Here is a 13,074-nt window from a genome sequence, read left to right as displayed (position 1 = left end):
GTATTAAGTAAAACACCCCCAACAAAGCCAAGCATAAGGTATCCGGCACCAGCACCCATAACCACAGACGTGGTTACAAAAGGCTCACGAATCAAAGACTTAATTAATCTAATTAATAACAGTCCAAAGAAAAAGAACCAAAGCGTGAAACGAAGAAGGCTAAGGGCCGGCTGATTAAGAGCAAAAAAACCGTCCACATACGAAACGGTATAACTCAAATCCAAGATAAACCATATTAATTCCACAACAAAAGCAGAGCCCCCCAGAAAATACATGAAAAGCCGTCCTTTTCTAAGGTTTGAAACTTTACCCAAAAAGAAAAGGACATATAATTCTAAAACCAATGCTGAAGCACTTAAAACAAGTGGATAACTAAAGCCAAGGGGAATGATACATATAATAAAAACCTCTAAGAATAGAAGATAGCGATAGGCCACATGGCGCTTGCGGATTCGATTGATATCCCAAAAACGCCGATCCATACAGCACTAACACAATGTATATATTATAGTAACCATGTAAAGGCGGTATKGCTAAAAATGGCTGAAAAACTAATCCTAATAAGCTCCGATGATCTAAGCCAGGCCTCGCTGCTAAGCGAAGCCTTAACCAAACTACATAACACAGGTGATCCGATTGATCTCACAGGGGAGGGCTTGATCAAAACAAGCAAAAATTTTAATGTAATTGATCAGCTGGATGCSCTCTGGCCGCAACTGCAAGAAAAAATATATCCATGGCTTAATATTCTTAAATTAGACYATCAAATAATTCAACAGCCACCCCTGCTTCCAGGGCTTGAAGRCTGCCTTAAGGCCCTCTATTTAATCAATGAATTAGAGGAGAATCCAAACMACACAATGATATGCATTCTGCCGCCACCCGCMCAGGCACAAAGGTTCCTGCTCGGTATYATCAACGCACCGGATATAATTGGGCAGTTATATATACCRTTAATTGCAAGAATTAGTGAGCTAAAAGACAAGCTCAGCAGCTTTGAAGCATTATTAAATCTTAAAATACCAAGGAATATYRGCGAGCCATTAACTGAAAATCTACGYAAAAAAATAACTAMACTTGCCGRCATGCTGCAATGCAACAACAGTTGCSAATGTTACCTGGCAATACAAAATAACACTTTCATGAATGAACGCATATCRGGATTTTATTTTTGTGGYATTCAAGTAAGCAAGATATGGATAAATAGTCACATKCCRGCAGAGGAAATAGATATTCTCAAGCAAAAACTTGCGCCAAGCAATATTCTTGCAACAAGTTGGGCCGATGATTTCATGGAATGCGCCAGGGAATGGTTGGAAGTAAAACCACAAAAAGAAGCCAACATTTTATCATCTATTGATGCTAATGGCATCCATATGATTAGCTTTTTAATGCCCCTAATAAACAAAAGTACACTGCAAGTGCAAAGGAGCGGAAGCTCACTGCTGGTGCGTTCTGGCTATCTAAAACGCAGCTACGCATTAGCAGATAACCTGCTTGCTTTAGAGAGTTGTGGTGCACGCCTGGAAGATCGACGCTTAGAAGTACGCTTTCGCTGAGTCCACCAACCATGCAAATGGTTATTCTTCATATGATTGTAATTAGACAAATTGTTGAGCTCAACAAGCARCATGGGAATATCTGCAAGCAAAACTGCCAAGATAGGATCAAGCAATAACAATAAACTAAGCAATAATGCTGCAGAGTGGGGAAACAATATCAAATAGAAATTAACCCGATTAGCCGCGGCCACATCTGTAGCTAWTGCGGTGCAATCTACCAAACGGTCTAAACGCTTTGCCGGCAAAACAATATCAGCCATCTCAATAGGCAAGGAGAAGCTACCATCGCTTACTGCTAAGGCAATATCAGCTGCTGCAAATGCTCCACTATCAATAAGTGCAGAGCCCAGATAAGCAACAGGACCAGATTTACGATCAAATGATCTAATTAACTCCATGCGGCCAATAAGATCAATCGAAGGGTGAATATTTTCTGAYGGCAGTTGAAGCTGCCTTGCAATTCCATCTAAAATATCTCCATGCCATGTGCTAACCAAATGCAAAATCCATCCATTGCGCTTTAATCTACGCAAGGAGCGCAAAACCTTCTGATCTAACTTGTCTTCGAATAGCAAACCACCAACTACATTTCCATCTACCACCACAAACAACCAATGGCGACCAGCTTGCTGAGGCATAGAGTTAGGCCTTGGTATCCCTARATGATGTAATAAAAAACCTCCTCCTAAATACATATTYAATCCAGACACAACACCATTAAGCCCGCAACCTTCCACAGCCTTAACAGATTCCACATGCCTAGGCTCAAGATCWTTCTCTTTCAATAGTAGTTGCARTGGGAACAAAGGAATAGATTCTGGGCTACTAAAAAYACGAAARCCRGCTACAATTTCAATTAAGCTATTAACTGAATACTCAGAATCTAGGCTATGCATCTCTAAAATTGAACGATTGATTCCAAAACAAATTGATCCTTCTGAAACAACAAGAACCCTACAATTAGCCAAACGATCAAGCACATTTCCCCTGCGTAATGAAACTCCCCATTCAGCCATAAGCTGCCTCACGCCTCGATAGGCAATGGAAGCACTTARTTGCCAGTCATTCATTGGATCGAATTGCATCAAACCAGCMGCCGCATGACTACGGCCAAGCCCTAGGGCAATAAGACCACTGCCTAACACAAAAGGTAAAAGTTTCTTATGTAAGCTTTTAGCCTTCTCGATGCCCAAAGGTGCWGGGTGGTGCTGTGCAAGATTAAAAAGCTGATGATAAATAGGTTGATCAGTGAGGCTTTGAGTGAGCTTAAACACAAGTTCACCATCAACTATYTGAACACCTARTGGAAGTGGTTGAAATCCTTGCACAGGAATTAGGGCTGAATCACCATCCAACAAACTYTTACAAACCAATCCAGAACCCGACACAACRTAACCATTYAGCGGCACAACTGTTCCACTCTTAATCAAAAGCCTGTCGCCAATTCTTAACTCATCCAGTCGTTTGCTGCCAGCCTGAGGAGCAGCTAATGGGAAAAGGGCTTCCCGTTGCCACGATTCCATGGCTGCGYACAACTCTTCTCCATAATTAGAGCTGCTACTAATTCTTCCTTGAATTGCCTTATTCCCATTATCTAGAGCGATTTCTGTGGCAAAYCCGCTAATTTCGCCACGTGCTATTAAGCTAACTAACCACACCAAATCYAAAGATTCTGTTGGTAATTTACCGCGGTTAAGATCGGTCTTGATATTAACCAGAAGCGGCAATAATAAAGGGGGWAGAAATAGTATTCCGATCGGAAATAGCCACGCCTCCAACAGCAAAGATTGGCCAATTAGAAGCAATAMAGCAAGGAGCAACCTGATGAAAGGACCACGATCAGCGGCAAGCTCAGTAAATGAATTAGAGGATTCATTACGGCGCTTTGAGTGGGCAAGATTAATTAATTTTTGCACCTCGTTGTAGCGCCAACAAGCACCTTCTACGTGCACTAAAACTATTGATYGTGCGTTAACATTTACATGCAAATAATCCAATTTAGGAAGATCAGCAGCCGCCAATTGCAAATCCACATAATTATTAGATTTGGCTGATAAGTCGTTAATGCATATCCGCAACCTTCCTGGAATTGCAGAACGAACAATCCARTTTGAACCGGTGGGAGAATCAAATCTATCGCCCACTTGTAAAACAGGATTCATGGGCGTTTAGGGCGCAGAGCCAGCGCTATGAGAAAAAAAGGAGTACCCGGCAACACAGGCAAAGCCCAACCAAGTATGGCTAAAATCATTAATGYGTGTATMATTCGATCACGCCAACTAGGAACATGATCCACTGGATTATTAATTAACTTTGCWATATCAGAAACTAAATTTGGRTCTAAAGGATAAGTTCCATTGCCAATTATAATTCCTTGTCCTAGGCCCCATAGCCGTAATGGCAAATCTGGATATGCACTTGATAGTTCCGTTTGAATGCCAAATGCATGATGCATTTGCAGTGCTGGCTTAAACCTTAAGCGAAGCCGATAGGGAAGGCTATGGGCTACTTCAATGCAAATCATTGCAAATTATTCGCTGTAGATTGGCTAGTAAAAACATTTGAATCAGTTTGGTATAACCACAATAGATTCTCTGGGTCTATGGAGGCACTCCAACTAGAAAAAYCAGGCTTACGTCTCCTTGCTACTAATTTTTGGGAAGATACTCCCAGCCTTGAAGACAATTGCTTAAGATCAAGTTTTTGAGAATTCAATTGAGCGGGAACAGATTTTTKAACAATTTCCTTATTCTGTGGCACATAYGCCTTGGAAGAAGCGGTAAAGCGCAAAGGGCGAAGGGCATTAAGGGCAGCGAATATACAACTGCCATTATTAATAAAAATTGCAAGCAAAGGRGGAATCGGCAAAAGAACGCCAATCAATAAAGCTGTAAGGTTRGGAACTGCAACAATTGCAATATTTTGCTTMACAACGGARAAGCTAAATCTCGCCAACTCATAGGCCTCGAGTAATTGAATAATATTCCCACCAGAAAGCACAATTTCAGCAGTTTCTTTAGCTATATCACTACCATGATGAAAGGAAACTGCTACATCTGCGTAAGCAAGAGCTGCTGAATCATTCAAACCATCTCCAACAAAGGCAACTCGATGCCCCTCAGCCTTTAAGCGACGCACRACATCTGCTTTTACATCTGGAAGCGCTTCCGCATGTATTTGSGCGCGGCTCAGTCCCAATTGCATACCAACTTGCAGTGCAACTGCCTCAGCATCACCTGTTAATAAGTGGCTTTGTATACCCCTTGCCAGCAAAGATTCAACTAATTGCAGGGAATCGGGTCGTAAGGAATCAGCAACATAAATAACTCCGGCCAAGCGACCGTCTACGGCAACAATAATCTGGCTTGCCACACGAAGATGGGATTCAGTATTGAAAGGTGGCGGATCTATCCCCTCATCCCTYAATAAACGACGGTTACCAACTAATAAACTTCGACCAGCTTGAATTGCACATACACCACGGCCAATTTCACAGCGCCACTGATCTATTGGAAGCAGGCTTAATTGATGTTCTTGGGCAGCATTAGTAATAGCAAGAGCGATTGGATGGTTTAAACCCTGCTCAGCGCTTGCTGCCAATTGCAATAAATCAGATTCACTGAAAAGATTGTCAAGAACTTCTATGTGAAGCAATTCAGGTTCACCTGTTGTTAATGTACCGGTTTTATCGAAAACAACTACATCTACATCTGCCAAAGCCTCCAGTGCTCTGCCACTGCGAATCAAAATTCCTTGAGAAGCGGCACGATTTAAGGAAGCTAAGATTGAGGTTGGAACAGAAACTCTTAGTCCCGTTCCTAAATCAAGCATCAACAAAGACGCCGCTTGGGAAATACTGCCAAATAAACCAAAGCTAAGTGCCGACAGCGCGAGAGTTGGTAACACAAACTGATCTGCAACCTTGGCTGCATAATTACCTACACGGCTATCGCACACCGGCGCATCTTGAAGCAACTGGGCGATTTGACCTGCTTTAGTGTGATCGCCAACAGCTATTGTTGAAACTTCAATAGACCCTTCTAGAAGCATTGATGAAGCTAATACCTCATCACCAGGTTCAACATATCTAGGAACAGATTCACCCGTTAAGCTACGCACATCCAAACTTGATTGACCAATTAAAACAGTGCCATCAATAGGAACTTGATCCCCAGCAAATARRAGCACAATGTCACCAACTATTACATCAGCTAAACGAACACTAAGGATTTGCACCCCGCGGCGCACTTTAACTTCACGATTTAAATCAGCCTTCAAAGATCGGCTAGATGAGTAGGCAACCCTCGCTGTGGCATCCCTTATAGATTCACCACCTTCGATCATTGATARCATTAAGGCAGGACCAAACAGGAAGCCTTCAAAGCTGTGAAGAACTACTGCTAAGGCGTCTAACACGTCTACGTTTAGTCTTYTTCGATCCCAMAAGCTAATGCGAGCTCGATCAAAACATCTGCCACCCGCCAAAAGAACAATCAATAATAATGGRAAAAATGGGAGCTCAAATGGAATGGAAAAGGTTGTTAAGGCTAAGGCAAATAATGGCAGCCTTAATCTGGGCGGCAAAAGATCTAAGCGAGCGCTGGCGAGGGCTGCGGYTATTTCAGCTTGGGTCCCATCGGCAACCAGGGGTGCAAGTTCAACATCATCTTGATCAATATTATAAAAAGCAGATTTAGATTTAACTCTATCTGCATGAATCTTACTGAGAGCAATATTTTGAATTTCCAACCAAGAAAARCAATCAACACCAGCATCTAAACTAACAACTAATGAAGCTGCTGGCCTGTTTAAACGATAGCTTTCRACCGATTGCCAYTGCTCAAAGAGCATTGGCAGCAAATTGATAAAATCCCTATTAATTGAAAATCGAMAACGGCGSTCAACCCTATGGTGTAATACCAAAGGATTCTGGAYGATARATTTCATTTAAATTGCCAAGTGGTTATAAAAAGATCAACCTTCAACTGTAACTTCAGTAACTTTTTCAACCGCAGARCCATTACTTGTATTGGAACGCTCTTGCGCTAAATCGGCTTTTGCTTCCGCAACTAAGTCGCCAAAGCTTTCACCAAGTTCAGAAACATTATGAACAACAGCAGATGTTGCTTCTGAWACCTTATCTRCAACAATAACTCCAACCTTCAAACCACGCTTGGTTAAGTCGCGACCCGTTTCGGCCATGYTKCGYGAAAGCTTGCTGCCKCCAGTAACTGCCGATACAGCAGGAGCTAAGGCCATCAAACCAGCCCCAATTCCRAAAGCTACTAAAACCTCGAGTTCGAACATCGRAATGTCGGMSAATTGWWKATATTATAATGGYACAGCTACTTAAATTTTGGTTAAGCTGTCTCCGTGCTTACACRAGATCYTAATGAGCCTATGGGTATATTTGCGCTTCAGCATATKCTGCCAAAGCGAATACGCCTAAAGCTCATATACGGCARTCACAAAAAAGTGATTGAGGTTGCAAGCAGCCTTGGGGGCMGTTGGCATGGTRCAAGCCGTTCATTAATTGTTTTAAATCCGCCTACGCTCAGCCAAGTAGCTGCAAATTTGTACAACCAGGGTTGGTGGCTGCAAGCCCCCCATCCATTACTAGCAACAAACCTAAAAACAAACCCCTGGGAACAAATCGGTTTGGAAATAGGAGCRARTTTAATTGGCGCTTCAGTGGGCGGAGCACTGGGCCAAAGCTTTGGATTTTTTATTGCTGGCCCCCCTGGGGCAGCCACAGGCTCATTTCTTGGTTTAGTGATTGGGGCCGTTGCCGCCACAGAAAGCCTTGATAATTTCCAACGAAAAAGTGATCTAAATACCGAACTCAATAGCGCTAAAACCCGAGTGAGCTCAAGGCTGGCCAGCCGCCTTGGCGAAGAGGCTGGAGCAATGGCAGGCTTAAGAATTGGGGGGTTACTTGCAGGCCCCTTAGGTGCAAGCGCCGGAGCATTAATTGGCACATTGCTTTTGGGCCAAATTGGAGAAGATGCCGCCCTCCATCGCAGCGAGCAGTGGCGAACTCCATTGCAATGGTTAACTCAAACTGGCAGAAGCGCCGCAGGAGAAGCTGCAAGCCAAAATCTCTTTGGGCTTTTAGGGGGCGCCATACTGCAAAACCCAGGCAGGAAAGCAGGCGAAAAACTTGGCTTATACCTTGGCCGCCGTRTCAATTGGCAAAACCTCAAGCCTTTAACAAATTAAGAATTTATCATTAAATTAGCTACTACAGACAAAATAAGCGTGTAGAACATAAACGAACTAAGGGCCTGAATCATTACTATTTTGCGCATTCGGGAAGACTCTATGTTAACATCACTCATGGCAAATGTTAATGCCACAGCGTTTGCAACATACAGGAAATCAGTAAACACAGGTTCGTTATCTCCCGGGAAAATAAGCTCTTGTGGGCCCTGCTCTTCATCATCCATTTGRCTGATCTGATTGCCCCTGTAAAAGATCTTTGCGTAATATGTTGCAAATGAAAGTTGCAATTGAAGCCAACAAAGCATAACACCAAAAAAATAAAGAAATAGCTGAAGCGACCTCAAATCAGACTTTGCCTGAGATAGATCATGAAATGACAAGCTAAGGAATAGTGCCGCAATTGCGATAGTTATCAAAGATCGTTTCAGCAGCCGTCCCTTGCGCAGGTCTGCAGATAAAAATAAATTCATTGTTTGAGCTGCAGATAGGCGTAAGCCATAGGGCAAAACCAGCAACAGATCAACGATCAATGCAAACATTAATGACCCTAAAACCCAAAAATCTCTCAAAAAAATTGAAAACACTACTCCACCAAGAGCGCCTGCCAGAACAGMTCTTTGCGGACGTCTKGGCTCTAGGAATGGTGAATTCCGATAAATTTCAGACAAGTTATCCATCTATCAATCGTTCYTATCAGATATTGCAACTACTTGCCAGCCAGTTCTATGTCCCGGCTGTTGTTGTTTGCGAAATCTCATTCCATAGCGATCAAAATAAGCACCGTTTGCGTCCTGCTGACGGGCGGCCACCCTGCGCAAACCCAAAAGGGCAGCCAATTCGCCAGATTCCAAACAAATACCTCGATCCGCACATAACAACAGCAGGTCTAGGCGCTCGCGAAGCAATCGCAGTTGGGCAAATTGAGTGGCCTCATTCCAACCAGGGGAACCATCGTTTGCATTGGGCTCAATTTTAACAACAGTGAGAGCCCCATTAATTTCATCTGGGTTAACAGCTTCCGATATTGGATCAGGCTTGATTCCTATTACCGCATCCCTACTTACATAAGTGCGTAGCCCTTTGTGCACAGTTTCGATCTTATGCTTTCGCAGAAGCAAGAGCAATTCAGACCTTTCCAAGCCAAGCTCCTCCTCCAAGTTACGCAAAGGCACCAAGCTCAAAGAATCAGCCATGGGATTAGGTAAAGGGGAGGTTAATCAAGCGGAATGGTTTCACTACCGCTAAACGGCTTCGTKTTAGTTATAAYYCTCCCCAGCCTACGATAAAGTTCATCRCGCCATATAAATAATGGTTCAAAGTTAGCTTGATCAGCGATGCCCATCACACCGCGGGATGCCAACTGAACACCCGCCACTGCTGGAAAACGCAAAAGATATARTTGTGCAGCTACGGCGATATCAGCAAGGCTTGGTTCATCRCCTAGCAAGTAGGGCTGGGCATTCAAAATCACCATCAGTTGCTCAAGGCAAGCRAGCAATCCCTGGCGTTCGGGTTGCAACAACAAACCCACGCCATTCATCCAATTTGAAGGCACCAAGCCAACAAGATTTTTMAGCGCATCAGGSGTTTTTTCTGGAAGCAGGGCACTACGCAGGGCAGGATCATCCATCGCCCCCTGCACAAGCGCAAACCGAGCGGCGCTGGCCAGGGCTGTGTCGGCCCAATCTTCGAATAGAAGCACCTGTGCCCTTAGCAGTGGCTCTTTGGGTAGGAGRGCTGGTTCTGGCTCAACCGCCTCTAAGTGAAGGGCAATGGCAGTGGAATCAGCGATCCATTCATTGCCGGTTTGTAGAACAGGCACCTGGCGCTGGCCTGTTTGTTGAAAAAGTTCCCATTGACCGATACCAGGCAGCACCTCCACCACGGAATACGAAATCGCTTTRGCCGCCAGCACCAGGCGCACCTTCTCGCAAAAGGAGGAGTGRCGAAACTGATAAAGCTGCATCGGTATTAAACAGAACTGCACCCATGATGCTGGTTCAAAAGGATTAACGGAGCCTGTGGCATARGGCAGAATGCCGCTATCTGCATAACTGCCATGCTGCGGCCTTGGTTCTTGRTTTTTAACGCACCTGCCCTAGTGCTTTTACTGGGTGGGCCGTTTGGCAGCCTTCAACAAAATGCCCTAGCTGCAGAACAAAGTTTTAGGGCTATTGCTGCCTTGCCTGCTGCAAAACCCGCAACGTCTACGAAGTTATCCGATAAAGCCGCAAGGGAAGCAACCGATGCAATTCTCAGCGCCATCCAACAAAGGGATGCAAACAAGCGTTTTAGTCAATTTTCCGATGAACTAAAGCAAACCAGCAGCCCCTCCATGGTTCAATCCACCCTGCAGAGCCTACCGGAGTTGATTAGCTGGCAAATTACTAAGGTGAACAGCGGCCTGCGCAACAGCACCGTAAGTGCAAACTTAAACACTTCATCAGGCAGCCAAGCCATAACCCTGGTGCTAAAYAACAARGGCTTRCTGSTAGCTCAATTATTWGAYTCCRARAACCAAGCAGCMACAAAWGTGGCAGAGGGGTTTGTTAAAGCGATCAGCCAAGGTCAATTCATCACAGCGCGCAGTTACCTAAGCCTTGATTTCCAAAAAGAGCTGCCCCCAGCTGCTTTGCAAAGAAAATGGCAGGAGCTGCAAAGGGAAACTGGTAATTTCCAGCGAATCCTCAAGGTAACCGAAGCCTTGCTAAATAATTGATACGATCATTAGGAGTTCATTCTAATTTCATGCTCACCGGACCCGACCTTCTCGCCAAAGTTAAAGAATTCAGCGATGGCTCTAAATCTGAGCTGGTTAAAGCCTGCGGCTACGTAAGCTCCAAAAAAGACGGTTCCGACCGCCTCAATTTCACCGCCTTTTATGAGGCGCTACTAGAAGCTAAAGGTGTTGAGATCGGTTCCGGTGCCGTTGGCAAAGGTGGCCGCAAACTCAGCTACATCGCAACAGTGCAAGGYAACGGCAACCTCCTAATTGGTAAGGCCTACACCGCCCTWCTCAATCTTCAACCCGGCGACGAATTTGAAATCAAATTGGGTCGTAAGCAGATCCGCCTRGTGCCAGTTGGCGGCAGCGATGAAGATGGCGAAGATTGAGGCTAAGGCCTAGCCTGCCTAAATCATTGTTAGCAAACTCCCCCAATGGGGGAGTTTTTTTTGTTTCTTTTCCAGCTTCAAACCCTTGTCATAGGGGCCATGTTGCGCACAATGCRGCTATTCAGCTCAATTCGCAATGAAAACTTCTCGCTTGAGCCTATGGGTGAGATTATTTCGCTCAGGCAATGCCATTGATCGCCCCCAACGCTACCGCCAACCCAACGATGAATTGATGCGTTTAAACCGYCAATACAACAATGTGGGCACTCGGATCATGGAGGGTCGCCAACAGTTAAGCCGCCGCTCAATAAGCACCGAATTCGCCAGCGAMCGCTTTGATGAAGCTGCCTAAAACCAAATGGCAGCAAAACCAAATARAAGRAAAAGCACACCACTTAGCTGATAAAGGAGTTTGTCGTTTATCCGGCCTTTAATCCAGCCTCCAGCACTAACAGCAATCCAAGTAACAAAAGCATGGCCCCCTAAGGTTCCAGCCAGCAAGGCTTGAAAACCAAAACCTGGGGCAGTGGCTAGCACAATCGTGGCGATTTGGGTGCGATCACCTAGTTCAGCAATAAATACAAGCAAAAACGCCTCCCAGATAACAAGCCAAGGGCTATTTATTTTTTGATTGCTTTCCGCTTTASCTACAGCSAGAGCTGCTTCATTGGTTTGATCCTCAGCGCCATTGGCGTCGATTAATAATTTCACCCCAAACCCGATAAATAAAACTACGGCAAGCCATTTCAACAACATTTGGGGCAACAGGCCCCTAAAACCAAAACCAAGGGCCAGTGAAATCAGRCTCACCACCACTAGAGCAGMAAAAGCACCGATAAACACCCAGCGRGGCCTGTGGCGAGCCGCCAAGATTAAGGCCATGAAGAAGGTTTTATCCCCCAGTTCGGCAAGGGTGATTGCGGTGAAACTGGAACCGAACGCAGCTAGGGCTGAGTCGGTCAAAAATGCTATGGGCATCTAGTTAGATTGGCCTGAATTGATACAGGTGATCGCTAAAAACGATAAAGTATTAAGCATTAGTGGTTTTGGCTTGCTCGAAACCACAAGCTCACACCAAAACCATCCTGACTTCCCCAGTTCTCGAGCAGATACGCAAGCGGGATTTTTCTTTGCGGCCCTATCTGCAGCGCAGCAATAAAAGGGCTTTCCTTCAAATTGCCTCAACCCTGCTACCAATTGCAGGTTTATGGCTGCTGCTGCCAAAGGCCTTCGCTATTTCGCCGCTACTGGTGGCRCCAATTTTAGTTTTATTAATACTTTTTTCATCCCGTTGTTTTTCATTGATGCACGATTGCGGGCATCAATCCCTATTTCGCSAYAACATACTTAATCACATTGTGGGATTTWTATTGGGGGTAATAAATGCAATTCCGCAACATCCCTGGTCCCGCGGCCATGCATACCACCACCGCCACAACGGAAATTGGGACCTCTACCGGGGCCCATCTGCCCTAATCACCTCTGCTGAATATGCAAGCTACTCGCCATGGAGAAAGCGCTTCTATCAATTTCTCCGCCATCCATTGATGCTATTTCCGGGTGGATTTTTCTACTTGATCATCAAACCAAGAGCAGCCCTTATTTTAGGTTCATTAGATTTTGCAATTGATTCCCTTCGCCACATAATCAACAAYGGTTTTTGCAAATGGCAATTATTAATTAGCAATCACCGCAGCCGCCATTGGTATACAGCTTCTGAATTYTGGCATATTTTAGGAAACAATATTTGCGTTGTTGCCACATGGGTTTTGATGGGAAGCTGGCTGGGGCTTGGCTTGTTTTGGGTTAGCTACAGCATTGTGATGACAACTTCTGCCGCCATTATGATCTGTTTCTTTTTTGTGCAACACAATTTCGAAGGATCCTATGCCCACACCACCAACGATTGGGATTCTTTTAAAGGTGATATAGAAGGCAGCAGCTTCCTTAAAATGAATAGAATTTTCAACTGGTTCTCAGCTGATATTGGCTACCATAATGTTCATCATCTTTGCGAAGGAATACCTAATTACAACCTCCGCGCCTGCCACGAAGCGAATGCTGAATTACTTAAAAATATAAAAGTTTTAAATTTAGTTGATATYCCAAGCTGTTTCAATCTAATTCTCTGGGATCGGGATAAGCAGCAACTTGCAACTATTCCTTAATTACAAAT

13 protein-coding genes and 1 pseudogene are annotated in these 13,074 nt (G+C 44.5%); 6 read left to right on the top strand and 8 right to left on the bottom strand.

The features are described 5' to 3' along the window. Positions 1-482 (bottom strand): annotated as a pseudogene (locus tag C7K08_RS07745) (hypothetical protein); the annotation flags it as partial. Between C7K08_RS07745 and C7K08_RS16850 the strand changes: the two are divergent. After that, positions 438-1,559, top strand: a complete 1,122-nt coding sequence (locus tag C7K08_RS16850; protein ID WP_161955842.1) for a hypothetical protein — start codon at positions 438-440, stop codon at positions 1,557-1,559. The pseudogene C7K08_RS07745 and the gene C7K08_RS16850 sit on opposite strands and share 45 nt — an antisense overlap. Here the strand turns inward: C7K08_RS16850 and C7K08_RS07735 are convergent. From C7K08_RS07735 to C7K08_RS07720, 3 genes are all read right to left on the bottom strand, one after another. Further along, positions 1,475-3,724: a P-type ATPase actuator domain-containing protein gene (locus C7K08_RS07735; protein WP_106500059.1), complete on the bottom strand. Its 2,250-nt coding sequence runs from the start codon at positions 3,722-3,724 to the stop codon at positions 1,475-1,477. The genes C7K08_RS16850 and C7K08_RS07735 overlap by 85 nt on opposite strands. Before the next feature lie 358 nt (positions 3,725-4,082). Further along, positions 4,083-6,311, bottom strand: coding sequence for a heavy metal translocating P-type ATPase (locus C7K08_RS07725; RefSeq protein WP_206603825.1), 2,229 nt, complete (start codon positions 6,309-6,311; stop codon positions 4,083-4,085). Positions 6,312-6,536: 225 nt separating this feature from the next. Next, positions 6,537-6,764, bottom strand: a complete 228-nt coding sequence (locus tag C7K08_RS07720) for a hypothetical protein (protein ID WP_241537137.1) — start codon at positions 6,762-6,764, stop codon at positions 6,537-6,539. A 273-nt stretch (positions 6,765-7,037) separates the two neighbouring features. Here C7K08_RS07720 and C7K08_RS07715 point away from each other — a divergent pair, with 273 nt between their 5' ends. Beyond that, a complete protein-coding gene (locus C7K08_RS07715) occupies positions 7,038-7,781 on the top strand; it encodes a hypothetical protein (RefSeq protein ID WP_133165181.1) in 744 nt (247 codons plus the stop codon). On the opposite strand, the gene C7K08_RS07710 is transcribed toward C7K08_RS07715, so the two are convergent. Genes C7K08_RS07710 through C7K08_RS07700 form a run of 3 tightly spaced genes read right to left on the bottom strand, consistent with a single transcriptional unit; the run spans position 7,778 to position 9,750 of the window. Next, entirely contained in the window at positions 7,778-8,461 is a 684-nt protein-coding gene (locus tag C7K08_RS07710) for a DUF1345 domain-containing protein (protein WP_106500054.1), read from the bottom strand. The two genes, C7K08_RS07715 and C7K08_RS07710, sit on opposite strands and share 4 nt — an antisense overlap. 3 nt (positions 8,462-8,464) lie before the next feature. After that, entirely contained in the window at positions 8,465-8,977 is a 513-nt protein-coding gene (locus C7K08_RS07705) for a hypothetical protein (RefSeq protein ID WP_133165180.1), read from the bottom strand. A 20-nt stretch (positions 8,978-8,997) separates the two neighbouring features. Then, a complete protein-coding gene (locus C7K08_RS07700) occupies positions 8,998-9,750 on the bottom strand; it encodes a glutathione S-transferase family protein (protein ID WP_106500052.1) in 753 nt (250 codons plus the stop codon). A gap of 93 nt (positions 9,751-9,843) precedes the next feature. Here C7K08_RS07700 and C7K08_RS07695 point away from each other — a divergent pair, with 93 nt between their 5' ends. The 3 genes from C7K08_RS07695 to C7K08_RS07685 all read left to right on the top strand — a co-directional run bounded on the left by C7K08_RS07695 (position 9,844) and on the right by C7K08_RS07685 (position 11,250). After that, positions 9,844-10,503, top strand: a complete 660-nt coding sequence (locus C7K08_RS07695) for a DUF3887 domain-containing protein (protein ID WP_106500051.1) — start codon at positions 9,844-9,846, stop codon at positions 10,501-10,503. Positions 10,504-10,532: 29 nt separating this feature from the next. Beyond that, entirely contained in the window at positions 10,533-10,898 is a 366-nt protein-coding gene (locus C7K08_RS07690; protein WP_106500050.1) for an AbrB family transcriptional regulator, read from the top strand. A gap of 136 nt (positions 10,899-11,034) precedes the next feature. Continuing rightward, the gene (locus C7K08_RS07685; protein WP_106500049.1) at positions 11,035-11,250 is read left to right on the top strand and encodes a hypothetical protein; all 216 of its coding nucleotides are present in this window, start codon (positions 11,035-11,037) and stop codon (positions 11,248-11,250) included. On the opposite strand, the gene C7K08_RS07680 is transcribed toward C7K08_RS07685, so the two are convergent. Further along, on the bottom strand, positions 11,247-11,861 hold the full coding sequence (locus C7K08_RS07680) for a TMEM165/GDT1 family protein (protein ID WP_241537136.1): 615 nt from the start codon (positions 11,859-11,861) through the stop codon (positions 11,247-11,249). The two genes, C7K08_RS07685 and C7K08_RS07680, sit on opposite strands and share 4 nt — an antisense overlap. Before the next feature lie 77 nt (positions 11,862-11,938). Here C7K08_RS07680 and C7K08_RS07675 point away from each other — a divergent pair, with 77 nt between their 5' ends. Beyond that, positions 11,939-13,066 carry a fatty acid desaturase gene (locus tag C7K08_RS07675; RefSeq protein ID WP_341272146.1) on the top strand — a complete coding sequence of 376 codons (1,128 nt, stop codon included), beginning with the start codon at positions 11,939-11,941 and terminating at the stop codon, positions 13,064-13,066. The last annotated feature ends 8 nt before the right edge of the window (positions 13,067-13,074 follow it).

It is taken from the genome of Synechococcus lacustris str. Tous (assembly GCF_003011125.1).
GTDB lineage: Bacteria > Cyanobacteriota > Cyanobacteriia > PCC-6307 > Cyanobiaceae > Synechococcus_D > Synechococcus_D lacustris.
Note: the sequence above shows the minus strand (reverse complement) of the source record. Positions and strands in the feature narration are given on the sequence as shown.